This is a genomic window from Pseudomonas helleri (assembly GCF_009600315.1).
GTDB classification, from domain to species: Bacteria; Pseudomonadota; Gammaproteobacteria; order Pseudomonadales; family Pseudomonadaceae; genus Aquipseudomonas; species Aquipseudomonas helleri_A.
This window is the reverse complement of the sequence record NZ_WIWC01000062.1, coordinates 1-15,613: the sequence shown is the minus strand read 5'-3', so window position 1 is coordinate 15,613 and position 15,613 is coordinate 1. Positions and strand designations below refer to the sequence as shown.

The window sequence follows — 15,613 nt, the reverse complement described above, 5'->3', positions numbered from 1 at the left end:
TTATCGAGTACGACCGGCAAATGGCGTAGAACCGCTGCTAGCTCGCGCCAAGGGTGCTGTGCCACTTCCGCTGCGCCTATGCAACCTGCCACATGAGCAAAAGGAATATCTGCCTCTTGGACGCTTTGGCAGACACCGCAAAGCGTGCACGTCACGCCTTCATAGTCCAGAACCCATTGAATATGCCAACACGTTAGCCCGAGTTCTAAGCCGTAGTGAGCAGTGGAACCGTCACGGCTGCTCATTCTGGAACCACGCCGGACGGGCCGCCAAAGGTTGCCGCCTCACACACAAAAGTCGCCACCTGTTGCGGGGTTAACGCCCCGGCGCTGGCCACGGTGTTCAACCAGACAGCGAGCCGGGTCACGCTGCGCGCCTGCTGCTGGCCGACCGCCTGCAGGTAGTCCAGCAGTTGCGTCTCTAGGTTCTGGGTCGAGGTGACCAGCACTTGCGGCTGCAGCTCCAGGGCGATGCGCTCAAGCAGTGCGGCAGTGTCCGGGGATAGCGTGCGCAGGTCGCGCAGACGGCGCTCATAATAGGGCGTGACGGGTAACGGCATGGCGGTGGTATCCTGTTCCGAGTCAGTGGCCCACTACGCGTAAAACCATAGCAATGGGTTCTGGTGTACCAGTGTAGGGGGGGGTTGGTTTCCGTGCCCAGAAAAAAAGGCCCCCAGCACTCTCTCAAGTGTGGGGGCCTTTTGAACATAAGCGGCGTTACATCTGCATGGCCTTTTTCTACTTCCACTGACAGAATCCCCGATAGGATCGGTACTAACGGGGGGGATGATGGCTAGAGTGAAAAAGAATGCTGGTGAGGGCAAATTTAGTTAGCTAGTAAAGGAAGCGACATCATGAAATCACGTGCAGCAGTTGCCTTCGGGCCAGGAAAGCCGCTGGAAATCGTCGAGATCGACGTCGAGCCGCCGCGCAAGGGCGAGGTGCTCATCAAGATCACGAACACCGGCGTTTGCCATACCGACGCCTTCACCCTGTCGGGCGACGACCCCGAAGGTCTCTTCCCGGTCGTGCTGGGTCATGAAGGTGCGGGTATCGTCGTGGAGGTGGGTGAAGGTGTGACCAGCGTGAAGCCTGGCGATCACGTCATTCCCCTCTATACCGCCGAGTGCGGCGAGTGCCTGTTCTGCAAGTCCGGCAAGACCAACCTGTGTGTCGCGGTTCGTGCAACCCAGGGTAAGGGGCTGATGCCCGATGGTACGACTCGCTTCTCGTACAACGGTCAGCCGCTTTACCACTACATGGGCTGCTCGACCTTCAGCGAATACACGGTCGTCGCCGAAGTCTCGCTGGCCAAGATCAACCCGGACGCCAACCCCGAGCACGTCTGCCTGCTGGGCTGCGGCGTGACCACCGGCATCGGCGCCGTGCACAACACGGCCAAGGTACAGCCCGGCGACTCGGTGGCCATCTTCGGCCTCGGCGGCATCGGTCTCGCTGCGATTCAAGGTGCACGCCAGGCCAAAGCGGGACGTATCATCGCCATCGATACCAATCCGGCGAAGTTCGAACTGGCTCGTACCTTCGGCGCGACCGAATGCCTCAATCCGAAGGACTTCGACAAGCCGATTCACGAGGTTCTGATCGAGATGACCGGCTGGGGTGTCGATCACACCTTCGAGTGCATCGGCAACGTCAACGTGATGCGCTCGGCACTGGAAGCAGCCCACCGTGGCTGGGGCCAGTCGATCGTCATCGGCGTGGCTGGTGCTGGCAAGGAAATTTCTACCCGCCCGTTCCAGTTGATCACCGGTCGCACCTGGAAGGGTTCGGCTTTCGGCGGGGTCAAGGGGCGCACCCAACTCCCGGGCATGGTGGAAGACGCAATGAAAGGCGAGATCGATCTCGCCCCGTTCGTCACCCACACCATGGGCCTCGACGACATCAACAAGGCCTTCGACCTGATGCATGAAGGCAAGTCGATTCGCACGGTGATCCACTACTGATCACCCACTATCCATTCAACACCAACCACCAAGGAAATTAATCATGTCCAATCCTGTCATTTCCGGCGACGGCATCTTCTCGCACGTCTTCGTCGGCGCCGCCGACGTCCAGAAGTCGACCGCGTTCTATGACGCCGCTCTGGGTGCTCTCGGCATCAAGAACCTCGGTCCTTTCGGCAACGGATGGGTGCTTTTCGGTCGCGAAAAGCCGGCTTTCATCATCGCCCGTCCGGGCAATGGTGAAGCGCCTTCCAGCAACGGCGTGACGGTCGGCTTTGCGGCCGCCACTCCCGCCGAAGTGGATGCCTTCCACGCCGCCGGCCTTGCCGCAGGCGGCACCGACGAGGGCCAGCCTGGCCCGCGTGGCCACCTGCCGGGTGCCTATGCGGCCTACCTGCGTGATCCGGCGGGCAACAAGGTTTGCGCGTACACCTTCGTCTGAAAGCTAGGAAGCTGAGGGCGTGGCGCGGCCGGGCTGGTATCAGCCAACGGACAGAGGTGTTGAGCGCAGGCTGGGAGAAAGGCTTACTTGGCTGCGCTCGCTGGATGATGGGGCGCTGCCAGAGGCGGACGCCTGACCGGTCGCCTCCGAAACCGGCTCATCGCGACTTCACGAACTTCAGGAACAGGATAAGAACATGTCAGCCACTTCTTTCGGTGCATCCTCGGCGAATGTCAGCCTGGGACGCGTTGCCCGCTATCTGCGCACGGAGTCTGGTGCTGCGGTGCTGCTGGTGATCGTAACGGTCGTGGCGCTGGCGTGGGCGAACTCGCCGCTATCCGATGCCTATTTCGAGTTGTGGCATCTTGACGTCGGGTTTGACTTCGGGCCGCTGGGCCTGCACATGGACCTGCATCACTGGGTCAACGACGGCCTGATGGTCGTCTTCTTCTTCCTGATCGGCCTGGAGGTGCGTCAGGAGTTCGCCCACGGATCGCTCCGGGATCGCAGCCGTGCCGGTCTCGCCCTGATCGCGGGGGTCGCGGGTGTTGTGCTTCCCGCTCTGGTGTACGTCCTGCTCGTGGGGCTGGCCGGAGGTCAGGGCCTGCACGGGTGGGGTGCGGTGGTCGGCACCGATACGGCGTTCATGCTGGGCACCCTGGCGATCGTCGGTCCGCGGCTGTCCGGTCAATTGCGTGTGTTCCTGCTCACCCTGACCGTGGTCGATGACTTCCTCGCCGTGTCCATCATCGGCATCGTCTATAGCGAGGAGATCTGGGTCGTCCCGTTGTTGATCGCCCTCGCCAGTCTCGTTGCGCTGTGGTGGCTAGGGCGCACCCGTCAGTGGCGGGCAATGCCGTATGTGCTGATCGTGATCGTGCTGTGGCTCGCAACCCTGTATTCCGGCATCCATGCCTCTCTCGCCGGGATGGCCGCGGGGCTGCTGATCCCCGCCTATGCGACGCAACGTCACGGGGTCGTTGCGGCAAGACAACTGTTCCGCGACTTCTGGCAGTCGCCGAGTGCCGCATCGGCCCGCGCGGTGGACTGCGGGCTGTCCCGAGGTATCTCGGTGAACGAGCGATTGCACGAGTTCCTGCGGCTGCCGACGGCGCTGCTGATCGTGCCGATCTTCGCCTTGGCGAACGCCGGGGTGGACGTGCGTGGCGGGCTGCTCGCCGAGGCCTTTGGCTCGCCAGTCACGTGGGGCGTCATCGCAGGGCTCGTGCTCGGTAAGCTCTTGGGCATCGGGCTCACCACGCTCGTCGCCGTCCGTCTCGGCCTGGGCCGGCTGCCCGAGGGCGTCGGGGTGGGGAGCGTGTTCGGTGGGGCGGCGCTGTCCGGGATCGGCTTCACCGTGTCGCTGCTGATCATCGGGCTCGCGTTCGGCACGACCTCCGACCTGGGCCGCCAGGCGACGGTCGGCGTGCTCGTGTCGATGGTGTTCGCCACGTTGCTCGGGTGGCTGATCTTCAAGGTCGCCGCCCAGCGGTGGGGTGAGAAGACCGCTGACCTGCCGATGGTGCTTGAGCCGCCGGTCGATCCGGAGATCGATCACATCCGCGGGCCGGAGGACGCCCAGCTCACACTCGTCGAGTACGTGGACTTCGAGTGCGCGTACTGTGCGCACGCCACCGGTTCGTGGGACGATCTTCGCGCCCACTTCGGTGACGACCTGCGGTATGTGGTGCGCCATCTGCCGCACCACCCGCACGGGCCGATTGCCGCGAGGGCGTCCGAGGCAGCGGCGAACCAGGGGATGTTCTGGCCGTGGCTGGACTTCGTGTTCACCCGTCAGCATGCGCTGGAGCGCGAGCATCTGATCGGCTACGCCGCCGAGCTTGGGCTCGACGTCGAACGGTTCATCGCGGATCTCGACAGCACCGCGGTGATCGAGCGTGTCGAGCGCGACTTCGCCAGTGCGGTCGCCAGCGGTGCGCACGCCACGCCGACGTTCTTCGTCGAGGGTCGTCGTCTGCGCGGCAGCTACGACGCCCGCACTGTCACCGCAGCGCTCGAAGCCAGCCGCCGCGGCACCCGAACTCAGGAAGTCCCGTCCTTAGCGGGACGAACTACAGGATAAAAACTTGCCAAACAATTCTTTCGGTGAATCCTCTTGTACCGCTGCGGCCAGCGGCATGGTGGAAGTGCGCGGTGCGCGCGAGAACAACCTCAAGGAGGTGGACGTCTCCATCCCGCGTAACGCGCTGGTGGTGTTCTCGGGTGTCTCCGGCTCCGGCAAGTCCTCGCTGGCCTTCGGCACCATCTATGCCGAGGCCCAGCGACGCTACTTCGAGTCGGTGGCCCCCTATGCGCGGCGACTGATCGACCAGGCCGGCGTACCGGACGTCGATGCGATCGACGGCCTGCCGCCGGCGGTGGCGCTGCAACAGCAGCGGGGCTCCAGCAACGCGCGTTCCTCTGTGGGCAGTGTGACCACCTTGTCCAGCCTGGTGCGGATGATGTATTCGCGCGCCGGCGCCTACCCAGCCAACCAGCCCATGCTGTACGCCGAGGATTTTTCGCCCAACACGCCGCAGGGAGCGTGCCCGACCTGCCACGGCCTGGGCCATGTGTACGAGGTGACTGAGGCCATCATGGTGCCCGATCCCTCCCTGAGCATCCGCGAGCGGGCGATCGCCTCCTGGCCCCCCGCCTGGCAAGGCCAGAACCTGCGCGACATCCTGGTCAGCATGGGCTACGACGTTGACCGACCGTGGAAGGACCTGCCGAAGAAGGATCGCGACTGGATTCTGTTCACCGAGGAAACACCGACGGTGCCGGTGTACGCCGGCTTCACGCCCGCCGAAACCCGCGCCGCGCTCAAGCGCAAGATGGAGCCGAGCTACATGGGCACCTTCACCGGCGCCCGGCGGTATGTGATGCACACCTTTGCCAACACCCAGAGCGCGCTGATGAGAAAGCGCGTGTCCCGGTTCATGGAGGGCAAACCGTGCCCCACCTGCCACGGCAAGCGGCTCAAGCCCGAGGCGCTGTCGGTCACCTTCGCCGGCGTGGACATCGGCGCGTTCATGCAGATGCCGCTGGACCAGTTGGCGGCCTTGCTCGAACCCATCGCCCAGGGCGATTTCCGCGCCCATGCAGCGGGGGCGGCTACGGACAAGGAAGCGACCCGACGCGACCGTGCCGAACGCGCGGCCTCCGGTCGCGCCGTCCATGCGGTATCGCCCGACGTGCGCCGCACCTCGGCGCTATCGGAAGAAAAGCGCCTCGCCGCGCAGCGCCTGGCCGGTGGCGTGATGGCACGCCTGCGCCAACTGCGTGGGCTGGGCCTGGGCTACCTGACGCTGGACCGGGCCACACCGACGCTTTCGGCCGGCGAGTTGCAGCGCCTGCGGCTGGCCACGCAATTGAGTTCCCTGCTGTTCGGTGTCGTGTACGTGCTCGACGAGCCCTCCGCGGGCCTGCACCCCTCCGATAGCCAGGCCCTGTACGACGCACTCGACCGGCTGCGCGACGCCGGCAACTCGGTGTTCGTGGTGGAGCACGACTTGGACCTGATGCGCCGCGCGCAATGGCTCGTGGATGTCGGGCCGGATGCTGGGGAGCGTGGCGGCCGCGTGCTCTACAGCGGCGAGCCGGATGGCCTGCGCAAGATTGCCGAATCGCGCACCGCCCGCTATCTGTTCGAGGAGATCCCCGCGCCGGGAAGCCGGGCACGCGAAGCGACCGGCTGGCTGGAACTGCAGGGCATCCACCGCCACAACCTGCATGGCGTGGATGCACGCATTCCGCTGGGCGTGCTGACGGCCGTCACCGGTATCTCCGGCTCCGGCAAGTCCAGCCTCGTCGCGCAGGCCCTGCCGGAGTTGGTGCTGCTGCACCTGGGCCACGAGCCGGAAGACGATGCGGCCGAAAGCGCCACCAGCGAAGGGCCGGCGGTGATCGAAGCGACTGGCGGTCATCTGGCGGGCGATGTGGACGCCATACAGCGCCTGGTGCAGGTGGACCAGAAGCCGATCGGGCGCACGCCGCGCTCGAACCTGGCTACCTACACCGGCCTGTTCGACCACGTGCGCAAGCTGTTCGCCGCCACGCCCGACGCTCGCCGCCGCCGCTATGACGCCGGCCGTTTCTCGTTCAACGTCGCCAAGGGGCGCTGCGAGACCTGCGAGGGCGAGGGCTTCGTCAGCGTGGAACTGCTGTTCATGCCCAGCGTGTACGCGCCGTGCCCGACGTGCCATGGCGCACGCTACAACGAGGCCACGCTGAAGGTGCAATGGAACGGGCGCAACATCGCCGAGGTGCTGCAGATGACCGTGGACGAAGCCAGCGAATTCTTCGCGGGTGAAGACGCTGTGGCAAGGCCACTGCAACTGCTGCGCGATATCGGACTGGGCTACCTGCGCCTGGGGCAACCGGCCACCGAGCTTTCCGGTGGCGAGGCGCAGCGTATCAAGCTGGCGACCGAGCTTCAGCGCAGCCAGCGCGGCCGAAGCCTGTACGTGCTCGACGAGCCGACTACCGGGCTGCATGCGTCGGACGCCGACCGGCTGCTGGTGCAGTTGCAGCGCCTGGTCGATGCCGGCAATACCGTAGTGATGATCGAACACGATATGCGCGCGGTGGCCCAGGCTGATTGGGTGATCGACGTGGGGCCTGGTGCAGGCGCTGCCGGCGGCAGCATCGTGGTGGCGGGCTCCCCTCAGCAGGTGGCCCGAACGTCTGGCAGCAGAACCGCTCCGTTCCTTGCACAGGAGTTGGCGCGGGCCGAGTAGCTCAGTTCGCCAAATGTTGCCAATTTTCGCGGGGCATTGATCGTCGCCACACGACGGTGGCGATCAATGCCCGAATCGCGTCATCCTTCCTGAGTCAGAGCAAGATAGGGGTTGTTGGGCGGTATTTCGGCGAGTGCCAAGGACCCATCTTCGAGGAGGTAGCCATGCAGTCGGCGGGACTTCCTCGGGCCCGTGACTTCACAGGTCCAAATGTTCAGGCCATTGGGCTGCTTTCGATGTAGCTGCAGCTTCTCGAAGCGCTTCTGCACCCACTGCCAATCCTGTTGATTCTCCTGCTTGGCGAGTGCGGCCACTTCGGGATGCTCCTGCGCATAGCGTTGGAACACACCCGGGCTGACCAGGTAGGCCGTGTCATTCACCGTATGCACGAGTGCCTTCGCGTCGTTGATGATGAGCCGTCGTGAGGCGATTCCCTGCTTCAGCCAAACCATGAACTGTTCCCCGAATGGCTTCGTTGCCGATGGGCCAGGCGTAGGCGCGGGTGCAGGTGCAGGCGATGGAATGGACGTCGCGGCTGTTGCTGGCGCGGGGGTGTGGAGGAACTCCTCGGCATCCTGGCTAACGCCGGCCGACTCACCCAAGCCCACCATCGCGAGCAAATCCTCCATGACGTCGGGCACGGGCTGGGCTGCGGGCGGTGAAACGATGGTGGTGCTGTCGCCCTCCCAAATCGGAGGCTCTTGACCTCCCTGCGCTGGGTTCACCGAGACGGAAGGCGCGGGAGCCGACATGCTGGCGTCGTTTTCCGCGGGCGTCGCGTCGATCTCTACCGTCCCCGCGAAAGGTGCTGGTCGCTCGCCAGACTCCCAGATGGGGTTTGGGGAGCAACGGAACAGAAAGTGCACTTAAGCCCTACCAGCGTCGTTCAGTACCTTCTTCCCAGGCATCCTGTCATTTTCAGAAGTCGATTGCACTACTGAGTAGACCAGCTCCGCACCCACTGGCGTCCAGCAGTCGCAAAAAGTCCACTGGGTGGGCTTTGCTGGGACATTGCGCTAATTATCTATTGAGGCAACGCACGGTATAGCGTGGTTCGATGCACCCCCAAAAGACGTGCAACCTCGGAGACTGATTGACCCTTATCAATCAACCTACGTGCATGGGTTATCTGCTCATGAGTCAAAACAGGCTTAGGCCCAAATCGAACACCTTTGGCTTTGGCCGCAGCTCGGCCAGCACTGGTGCGTTCCCCAATCAGCGACCGTTCAAAGTCAGCAATCCCCGCGAAGATCGTCAACACCATTCGCCCGGCTGGTGAAGTAGTGTCAGCCCAGGGCTCAGCAAGCGAACGCAGACCTGCATTGATCTCTTTTAGGCGTTCGGCAATATGAAGCAGGTCTGTCGTTGACCTGGCCAAGCGATCCAACCGTGTCACGGTCAGCACATCACCTGGTCGCAAATGATCGAGCAGCCGACTCAGCTCTGGACGGTCTCGCTTGGCACCGCTGACCTTCTCTTCGAAAATTCGCTGACAACCGTTTTGCCCAAGTGCAATCCGTTGCTGCTCCAGGTCTTGCCCTTGTGTCGAAACCCGAGCGTAACCAATCTGCTGACCTTTGTTTTCCATGGAGCACCTGTCGCATTTATTGTCGCAGGTAACTTACAACGTGCGACAGATTTATGCGACAGGTCAGAGCCAACAAATCCAGCGTATGTGAAACTGTCGCATAACTTAGGATTAGTGCGGCAATGGAAGCGGCAGCAACAGCCTTCTTCCTACGTCCCGAAGTTGTTATGCCCGACGCCAGTCGGTTGTAGTGCTTCAGGACTTAATGGTGTGCACCGTTATTTTGGAGGCTCCACGGTCTGATAGCTGTATTTCTTGCATCCGTTTGGTTGAACCAAATGACCTTGAGGAGTCCGACACAGATATCCGCGAGGACTACAAGAACTTGCTGCATACACTGACCACTTGATGAACACCATGGTGGCCATGGCCCAGTCCAAAGAGCTGACCAACCATAGCCTGCCGGGAGTCGGTTATGTGTTTGGCGGTCGCGACCACACCACTGTCTTTCGCGCATGAGACAAGATTACTCAGTCTCAAAAAATATGGTGAGCCTTATTAATTTTCACGATAAAAAATATTGACAAATTAAGATAATTATGGGTTGTGGTATAATCAAGCCTTTATAAACGAGGAAATACACGATGGCGATTACAGAGCAATTTAGTTTCGATTTTTCCGCCCCACTCATTGACGACCATTCGATTACTCAACCTTCTCCAGGTCGAGTTTTGGCTGTGCTCGAAACGCCCACCCTGTCCGCAGAGCAACCCCAGTATGGAGTTTTTCTGCCAAAGCGAATGCGGGATGAGATCAGCCGAAATAATGGTGGTCGAATTTCACAAGGACGTTCGCTATGACGGGCCATTCAGAATTCAACTCCATGCTGTCCACGCTCCTGACGATGCATGAGCAGGGAAAGCGTCCAGATAGCGCTTTTATCGAAGCAAATGCTGATGTTTTCGAGCAGCTTTGGGCCAAGGGGTTTGGTTGCTTTCGTATTACTCGAATGGTCGCGGGCAATATCATGTCCAGACCAATGTATTCGGGAGTGCTGACCCCTAGTGGCATCGCGGCGGCCAAGGCGCTTCAGCGGTAAGAGTCCACCAAGCTCAGGCTCAGGGTTGCTGATTTTAAATTGCCCTGGTGCCGCTGATAGACAACCAAGCCCGCTTAGACCGGGCTTTTTTATTTGTGACGATTGAACATAGGGTGCGTTATTCGTATTTCAGCGTATTAACCCCGAGCCATCGCCGGGACAGCTGTCAGCGTCGATTGGAACAGCCGTGAAAGCGTGAGGGCCAAACTGCGCATTCTGGTACGGCGGATTCTGCGCAAGTACAAGTACCCGCCGGATCACGCCGAGGAAGCTGCCCAGCTAATCCTTAATCAGGCAGAGACGCTCTGTGAAGCATGGTTGTAGTCAAGCGGCAGACACGGAATGTCGTTTACGGTGACCGCAAGTAATTGACTACCAGCGACAGACATATGCGACAGGTCCTAGGCCGCTATGTAGGCCGAGGGCGACCTATCGCATAAATTATGATAAATGCGACTGATCTTTTTGCTATGATTAAATGAGTATTTGATCATTAACGCTTTTACGTTTAGGTGCCTAATGAAGGTTATAGCTGTGTTGAACCAGAAAGGCGGGTCGGGGAAAACGACCATAGCCACCCATCTGGCACGTGCCCTACAACTGGATGGTGCCGATGTTCTGCTCGTGGATTCAGACCCTCAGGGTAGCGCCCGCGATTGGGCCGCCGTGCGTGAAGACCAACCACTAACCGTCGTAGGCATAGACCGCCCGACCATTGATCGTGACTTGAAGAACGTCGCCCGCAAGGATTTTGTTGTGATCGACGGCGCACCCCAGGCGGCAGATCTAGCTGTTTCGGCTATTAAGGCCGCTGATTTCATACTGATCCCAGTGCAGCCCAGCCCATACGATATTTGGGCGACCTCTGACCTGGTTGAGCTGGTCAAGCAACGTATCGAACTCACCGATGGTCGCCTACAGGCTGCTTTTGTGGTGTCGCGAGCTATTAAGGGCACTCGAATTGGTGCAGAAATCACCGAAGCTCTGATTGGCTATGGCTTACCTGTCCTGGAATCTCGTATTACGCAGCGCGTCAGCTACCCAGGCACAGCGGCTGCCGGCACGACTGTTCTTGAAGCGGAACCGGAAAGTGATGCCGCTAACGAGATTCGCGCCCTAGCGAATGAGATTAAGCAAAAACTTCTTTGAGTATTTGAGGTAATAAAGTAATGAGTAAAAACACTGGTGCGCTCACAGCCGGTCGTCCAAGCGCCAGGAACAAGGCAGCCACCCTCGCGAGCCTGTCTGATGGCGCAGAAATGAAGCGGGTTAACTTTCAGCTTCCAGCCGATCAGCACACCAAGCTGAAAATCTATGCGGCCAAGCAAGGCAAAACGATCAAGGAGCTACTGACCGAGTATGTCGCGGCTATTCCTGAGTAATTGATAAAAAGAGTAAATGAGTTTTTCAGTGGTATTTGTGTGACGCTTAGTGGTTTCCTAGTGGGAAATGACTAAAGATTCCGGGTTAAACAGCTATTTTTGGTTTTTGACTTAGCTAGTTATGATAAAGCTAAGCTTTTTTATGGATTTGGTCTTATGAAGCGTGCTGTGGCGGAACCTGGGTCATCCAAGAAAAACGTCACCAAGTCGAATGACCTGGTGAAAGCTGCTTACAAGCTGTCCCTGAATGAGCAGCGCTTGTTGTTGGCCGCCATTTCTCAGATTGACCCACGCAAGCCAATGCCACGACCTATTTCGATTACTGCTCCTGATTTTTCAGAGCAGTACGGTATTCCGCTCAAGCACGCCTATGAGGCATTGAAAGAGGCTACGTCGTCTCTTTATGAGCGCGATGTCAAAACGTACGATGGTCGCTATAAGAGCCGATTTCGCTGGGTTGACCGCGTGGATTACCTGGATGGAGGGGGGGAAACGAAACTTTACTTTACCGTCCACGTGCAGCCGTACCTGGTTCACCTAAACAAAAGCTTCACGACATACGAACTAAAGCGAATCGCAGACCTATCCTCTACCCACTCAATCAGGCTGTTTGAGCTACTACAGCAGTTCAAAAGCACGGGGTTCTATACTGTCAGCGTTGAGGGCTTCCGGGAGCTGCTAGAACTAGGACCGTCCTATGAGCGTTATAGCAATCTCAAGCTCAAGGTGATCAATCCGGCCATTGCTGAGCTTCGGGAAAAAAGCGGCCTCCTTATTGAGCTGACGACAGAGAAAAAGGGTCGGGCGATCAGCCGACTCATATTCAAATTCAGGGATGACGACCAAATGCGACTCAATTTCCCTCAATCTGTGGATAACAGCCGGAATCCTTAGTCTTTTAACCCGGAATCTTTAGCTGATCACCCGAAATCCTTAGTCTTTTAACCCGGAATCCTTAGTCACTTAAACGCCAAAGCCCTTGTCACACGTGGCCTACAGCGATGCTAAAAACAAGATTAAAAACAAGAAAAAACAGGTTTAAAAACTCTGCAGCGCAGAACGAAAATAAACTCATTCGAATAGCGCCCCTCCAGTCGCTGTAGGCCGAGAGAACCGCACACCCCTGCAAAACCGTGCAACGGCCTTTCGCTCCTTCGCGGCGCTGCCTACGGCATGCACGCTACGCGCGCAAGTGATCAGTCTCAGGGGCTCGACTCGAACGTGTCCGGTCAACGTAGGTAGGTCTCAGTTATCTCTGGCCTAAAATGCCCCAGCTCCTGGGACACTACGCGCTTGGCTTCTTCGCGTGGTAAGTAGCATTGCACTATGCTAAATCGCTCTTGGGCGTAACAGTGCCTGAGCCCATGCCCCCCTTTTGACCAACCAAGGGCTGCTTTGGAGGCAGCACCAAAGGACTTACTCCAGGGCTGACCACCACCCAGTCCGTAGTGCTGCTGATAGTGAACGCCTCGATCCGTGGTTCGGATGGGTTCTGCAAGACGTGTTGCTTCCAGGCGTCTGGCTAAAGGTATGGGAATACGCACCTCACGGGTCAGGCCTCCCTTCCCGGAAACGGTATAACCGATGGTTTCATCACGGATACCAACAAACTTCAGAGCATGTGCCGGGCGCTCATCCGGTGCTTGGTGATGGATGCGACGCAGGGTTAGCAGCTCATGGGCACGTAGGCCTGCGGCCTGCGCAATCTCGGTGGCCAGAGCATTGTGGGGCGACTGTCTGGCTACGATCAGCGCAATCTGAGCACGGGTGTACAGCCTGGATTCCTCTGCGAGGCGCCTTCCGAGTGTTGGCTGTCCTGGTTTCCCAGTTTTGGATTTAGGAGCAGTGCTTATGATGACTTCCAGGGTTTTACCTGCCTCCAGTCTATGAGTGACGTGTTGCATCATCGACTGGAGGGCTTGCCGCTCCATATCCAGCGTTTTCTGTCCTACAACCGCTGCGCGCTTGCGCAGGTAGTCCAAGGCGCTGGCAGGCGTCATGTCCCGCAGACTGCCTAAGCGCTGTTCTTGGAGATAGACAGTGATTTGTTTCAGACGGGATTCGTAGTTGCGGACGGTGCTGACCGATTTGATGCGCCCACCCTGCAGCTGCTTCATCACTGAGGCAGCCTGTGTTGCCGGTTTAGCGAACTTAGCCATCCTGGCGGTTTTGGTGCAGCCAGCGATTTACCGTTGAGCGTGCGACAGTGATTCCCTGTTCAGCAAGCCAGGTCTGTAACTGCGTACCGTTGCAGCCAAGGTTATCTAGGCCCAATAAATAGTATTTGTGTTCATCTAGTACTGAGCGCTGTTGGGCGTAAGTCCGGGGTTTTCGACGCTCCTTGGACTGCGCTTTGAGCCGGGCGGCAACCGCTTCGACGTTTAAATGTTCCATTTCGGTTTTCCTTCTGTAAGAACAACTGACCGCATTGACGGTTCAGCGACACTCCCGCTTGCGCGATATCTCTAGTGCCTGTTCGCCCCCCTTTGCACGCTTGTGCAGGCGGGGACTGATCACGCCTCCTGGTTTACGAGTCTGGTCTCGGTCTTGCCGTTTAAGGTCTGGCTTGCGCGACCTGATGCCCGTTTACGGTTGGTTCTCCGTGTCGATTGCCATCGATACGATGACGTATCGGCATTCGACATGCGGGGGGCCTAACCAACGATGACGTTGATTAGGCCCCCCTTCTACCTATGCCCCTCGGTGACGATGACGTCGCGTCGGGGCGCCGGGTAGCACGGTAAAGGCAGGCACAGACTACGTGTTCAGACTGGAGTAATCCAGTTTTATTTGTGTAGCGATTTCTTTGTTGCGCGTATTTGAAAATATCTATATCCCCCGCTATGTAATAGCAATTATATTGCGTTACGTAGCGGGGATATGACGTTTATTAACGCTACATTTATTGCGCACATTGGCAAAGATAATTGTGAAAACCCTACAAAATCCACTGATAAACCATTTGGGCGGCCTCAAAATCCCGTCACGGGGATTTCAGAGGCCACTGGGCCCTGCCTGGGAAAGCCTTCGGATGGCACTGACAAACTACTGCGGTTCATAGCGGAACCACTGACATTCATCCTCCCACCACTGAGATTTCACTCAGCGCCCTTTGGGGTGACACTGCCAGTCACTCAGAGGCTTTCGGATATCTCGGAAAACTCACTGGGAATCCCAAGAGTTCCACAGCGGGCATGCACGAATCACCGAAATGGGTTGCCGTTCCCTTGGCAGACCATCGCGGCATCCTCAGATCTCAACTGGGGAACTGAGGATTTTTTTGATTCTGCGATGACACACCTCGACCCACGGTTAACGTTTGCCTCTCGAACGAAATCTGAGGTGCGAGATGAAGTGGCTGTGGATGACGCTTTTCTGTGGTGGGTTGGGGTTCTGGATCGGTTCACATCGCTGGCTGCCGCTGTGGAGCATTGTTGCACTGACGGTGCTGGGCATCGTTTTGTGGGGCTGGGCGGTGTGGCTGGAGCATCGGGAGGGGGCAGACCATGATGAACGCTGATTTAGATGAGCTAATGCTCGTCAGTTGTCTCTGTCCGGAGTTGGTCTGGTCGGCATCTTCGACGCGGTCTGTGATCGTTGCGAATGATGGAACAGTCCTGCGCCTGTACTGGATGCCGCTGCTGTTGTGTCTGGATCCATTTCGCGCAGAAGTGTTCGTTTCCGAGCTCAATGGCAGCCGAAAGCTAGCGATGTCTAAATGATGTCATTGGCATTGGATGACGTCTTTAAAGGAGTACCTAAAGTGTTCAGTGTGGTGAGTGCAGCAAAGTCGAGACTGGCAATTGGCGCCGTTTTTATTCCAGTAGCTTTGTCCATGGCAGGATGCGGGCAAAGCTGGGACGGTCGTTATGAAGCGGTTGGATACAGGCCTGGTGAGGTCGTTCTAGAGGTGAAAGGAAGTACAGCTGTCCGCTCCAGATTCCAGTATGGGAGTCTGAGCTTTTCAAGGGAATTCAGTGTTGAGCAGAAAAGCGACAAGGTCATTTTCAGTCTGAAGGGCGGCGACAATGCAACCTACGTGTATGCCCAGGCTGCCGATGATCGTGGTTTGAAATGTATCAGCGATTCCTGCGACAGCATGTTCTCTCCTTTAAGTACAGAATGGGTTCTGGTGGATAAGAAATAACCCGTGTCACATGATCGGCGCGCACGAAATTTCAGCCTAGGGCAGATCTGCTTCGAGAGAGGGTAGGTAGGTATGGAATAACACCAGAACCCACCACTATTTTTCACCTGGGCTAAGATTTAGGGAGTTCATCAGGCAGCAAAAAGCCCGCCAAGCGGGCTTTTTTGTGTTGGCAATTTAACGACGACGCCATTAATGGCGGGATAAGGACGATCTGGTTTGGAAATATGACCCTAGCCAATCATTTATCGAGTACGACCGGCAAATGGCGTAGAACCGCTGCTAGCTCGCGCCAAGGGTGCTGTGCCACTTC

Annotated in this window: 15 protein-coding genes and 3 pseudogenes; 13 read left to right on the top strand and 5 right to left on the bottom strand. The window is 58.5% G+C overall.

The genetic code is table 11. From position 1 onward, the window contains the following. Positions 1 to 241: 241 nt before the first annotated feature. Positions 242 to 559: a hypothetical protein gene (locus GHN86_RS22255; RefSeq protein WP_153387328.1), complete on the bottom strand. Its 318-nt coding sequence runs from the start codon at positions 557 to 559 to the stop codon at positions 242 to 244. Positions 560 to 853: 294 nt separating this feature from the next. On the opposite strand from GHN86_RS22255, the gene GHN86_RS22250 reads away from it, so the two are divergent. The 4 genes from GHN86_RS22250 to GHN86_RS22235 all read left to right on the top strand — a co-directional run bounded on the left by GHN86_RS22250 (position 854) and on the right by GHN86_RS22235 (position 7,144). After that, the gene (locus GHN86_RS22250) at positions 854 to 1,963 is read left to right on the top strand and encodes an S-(hydroxymethyl)glutathione dehydrogenase/class III alcohol dehydrogenase (RefSeq protein ID WP_153338373.1); all 1,110 of its coding nucleotides are present in this window, start codon (positions 854 to 856) and stop codon (positions 1,961 to 1,963) included. A gap of 43 nt (positions 1,964 to 2,006) precedes the next feature. Further along, positions 2,007 to 2,405, top strand: a complete 399-nt coding sequence (locus tag GHN86_RS22245; RefSeq protein ID WP_131700613.1) for a VOC family protein — start codon at positions 2,007 to 2,009, stop codon at positions 2,403 to 2,405. A 196-nt stretch (positions 2,406 to 2,601) separates the two neighbouring features. Next, complete coding sequence (nhaA, locus tag GHN86_RS22240; protein WP_131700615.1) at positions 2,602 to 4,488, top strand: Na+/H+ antiporter NhaA; 1,887 nt, start codon at positions 2,602 to 2,604, stop codon at positions 4,486 to 4,488. Between the two features lie 4 nt (positions 4,489 to 4,492). Beyond that, positions 4,493 to 7,144 (top strand): excinuclease ABC subunit UvrA, encoded by a 2,652-nt coding sequence (locus GHN86_RS22235; RefSeq protein ID WP_131700616.1) that lies wholly within the window; start codon positions 4,493 to 4,495, stop codon positions 7,142 to 7,144. A gap of 80 nt (positions 7,145 to 7,224) precedes the next feature. Here GHN86_RS22235 and GHN86_RS22230 read toward each other — a convergent pair. After that, positions 7,225 to 8,001, bottom strand: a pseudogene (locus GHN86_RS22230) (conjugal transfer nickase/helicase domain-containing protein); the annotation flags it as partial. 167 nt (positions 8,002 to 8,168) lie between these two features. Then, positions 8,169 to 8,732, bottom strand: coding sequence for a recombinase family protein (locus GHN86_RS22225; protein ID WP_095010287.1), 564 nt, complete (start codon positions 8,730 to 8,732; stop codon positions 8,169 to 8,171). 360 nt (positions 8,733 to 9,092) lie between these two features. Here GHN86_RS22225 and GHN86_RS22220 point away from each other — a divergent pair. The 6 genes and pseudogenes from GHN86_RS22220 to GHN86_RS22195 all read left to right on the top strand — a co-directional run. Next, positions 9,093 to 9,188 (top strand): annotated as a pseudogene (locus tag GHN86_RS22220) (helix-turn-helix domain-containing protein); the annotation flags it as partial. Between the two features lie 340 nt (positions 9,189 to 9,528). Continuing rightward, a complete protein-coding gene (locus tag GHN86_RS22215) occupies positions 9,529 to 9,771 on the top strand; it encodes a hypothetical protein (RefSeq protein ID WP_095008861.1) in 243 nt (80 codons plus the stop codon). Positions 9,772 to 9,936: 165 nt separating this feature from the next. Then, positions 9,937 to 10,095: pseudogene (locus GHN86_RS22210) on the top strand (type I restriction enzyme endonuclease domain-containing protein); the annotation flags it as partial. Positions 10,096 to 10,290: 195 nt separating this feature from the next. Then, on the top strand, positions 10,291 to 10,920 hold the full coding sequence (parA, locus tag GHN86_RS22205) for a ParA family partition ATPase (RefSeq protein ID WP_153387325.1): 630 nt from the start codon (positions 10,291 to 10,293) through the stop codon (positions 10,918 to 10,920). 20 nt (positions 10,921 to 10,940) lie between these two features. Next, positions 10,941 to 11,153, top strand: a complete 213-nt coding sequence (locus tag GHN86_RS22200) for a chromosome partitioning protein ParB (RefSeq protein WP_153387323.1) — start codon at positions 10,941 to 10,943, stop codon at positions 11,151 to 11,153. Between the two features lie 156 nt (positions 11,154 to 11,309). Further along, the gene (locus GHN86_RS22195; RefSeq protein WP_153387320.1) at positions 11,310 to 12,047 is read left to right on the top strand and encodes a replication initiation protein; all 738 of its coding nucleotides are present in this window, start codon (positions 11,310 to 11,312) and stop codon (positions 12,045 to 12,047) included. Between the two features lie 335 nt (positions 12,048 to 12,382). On the opposite strand, the gene GHN86_RS22190 is transcribed toward GHN86_RS22195, so the two are convergent. Then, the gene (locus tag GHN86_RS22190; protein WP_153387317.1) at positions 12,383 to 13,312 is read right to left on the bottom strand and encodes a site-specific integrase; all 930 of its coding nucleotides are present in this window, start codon (positions 13,310 to 13,312) and stop codon (positions 12,383 to 12,385) included. Next, positions 13,305 to 13,547, bottom strand: coding sequence for a hypothetical protein (locus GHN86_RS22185; RefSeq protein WP_153387315.1), 243 nt, complete (start codon positions 13,545 to 13,547; stop codon positions 13,305 to 13,307). Before GHN86_RS22185 ends, GHN86_RS22190 begins: the two co-directional genes overlap by 8 nt. 955 nt (positions 13,548 to 14,502) lie before the next feature. Between GHN86_RS22185 and GHN86_RS22180 the strand changes: the two genes are divergently transcribed. The 3 genes from GHN86_RS22180 to GHN86_RS22170 are packed head-to-tail and all read left to right on the top strand — an operon-like array spanning position 14,503 to position 15,300. Then, positions 14,503 to 14,673, top strand: coding sequence for a hypothetical protein (locus GHN86_RS22180; protein WP_153387312.1), 171 nt, complete (start codon positions 14,503 to 14,505; stop codon positions 14,671 to 14,673). Then, entirely contained in the window at positions 14,660 to 14,875 is a 216-nt protein-coding gene (locus tag GHN86_RS22175) for a hypothetical protein (protein WP_153387310.1), read from the top strand. The genes GHN86_RS22180 and GHN86_RS22175 overlap by 14 nt, the downstream gene beginning before the upstream one ends. Next, positions 14,872 to 15,300, top strand: a complete 429-nt coding sequence (locus GHN86_RS22170; RefSeq protein ID WP_153387308.1) for a hypothetical protein — start codon at positions 14,872 to 14,874, stop codon at positions 15,298 to 15,300. Before GHN86_RS22175 ends, GHN86_RS22170 begins: the two co-directional genes overlap by 4 nt. Positions 15,301 to 15,613 lie beyond the last annotated feature (313 nt).

What these genes read in the sequence shown, in the direction of transcription:
- GHN86_RS22255 (WP_153387328.1), bottom strand. Translation starts at nt 559, where the DNA reads ATGCCGTTACCCGTCACGCCCTATTATGAGCGCCGTCTGCGCGACCTG.
- GHN86_RS22250 (WP_153338373.1), top strand. Translation starts at nt 854, where the DNA reads ATGAAATCACGTGCAGCAGTTGCCTTCGGGCCAGGAAAGCCGCTGGAA.
- GHN86_RS22245 (WP_131700613.1), top strand. Translation starts at nt 2,007, where the DNA reads ATGTCCAATCCTGTCATTTCCGGCGACGGCATCTTCTCGCACGTCTTC.
- nhaA (WP_131700615.1), top strand. Translation starts at nt 2,602, where the DNA reads ATGTCAGCCACTTCTTTCGGTGCATCCTCGGCGAATGTCAGCCTGGGA.
- GHN86_RS22225 (WP_095010287.1), bottom strand. Translation starts at nt 8,732, where the DNA reads ATGGAAAACAAAGGTCAGCAGATTGGTTACGCTCGGGTTTCGACACAA.
- GHN86_RS22215 (WP_095008861.1), top strand. Translation starts at nt 9,529, where the DNA reads ATGACGGGCCATTCAGAATTCAACTCCATGCTGTCCACGCTCCTGACG.
- parA (WP_153387325.1), top strand. Translation starts at nt 10,291, where the DNA reads ATGAAGGTTATAGCTGTGTTGAACCAGAAAGGCGGGTCGGGGAAAACG.
- GHN86_RS22200 (WP_153387323.1), top strand. Translation starts at nt 10,941, where the DNA reads ATGAGTAAAAACACTGGTGCGCTCACAGCCGGTCGTCCAAGCGCCAGG.
- GHN86_RS22195 (WP_153387320.1), top strand. Translation starts at nt 11,310, where the DNA reads ATGAAGCGTGCTGTGGCGGAACCTGGGTCATCCAAGAAAAACGTCACC.
- GHN86_RS22190 (WP_153387317.1), bottom strand. Translation starts at nt 13,312, where the DNA reads ATGGCTAAGTTCGCTAAACCGGCAACACAGGCTGCCTCAGTGATGAAG.
- GHN86_RS22185 (WP_153387315.1), bottom strand. Translation starts at nt 13,547, where the DNA reads ATGGAACATTTAAACGTCGAAGCGGTTGCCGCCCGGCTCAAAGCGCAG.
- GHN86_RS22180 (WP_153387312.1), top strand. Translation starts at nt 14,503, where the DNA reads ATGAAGTGGCTGTGGATGACGCTTTTCTGTGGTGGGTTGGGGTTCTGG.
- GHN86_RS22175 (WP_153387310.1), top strand. Translation starts at nt 14,660, where the DNA reads ATGATGAACGCTGATTTAGATGAGCTAATGCTCGTCAGTTGTCTCTGT.
- GHN86_RS22170 (WP_153387308.1), top strand. Translation starts at nt 14,872, where the DNA reads ATGATGTCATTGGCATTGGATGACGTCTTTAAAGGAGTACCTAAAGTG.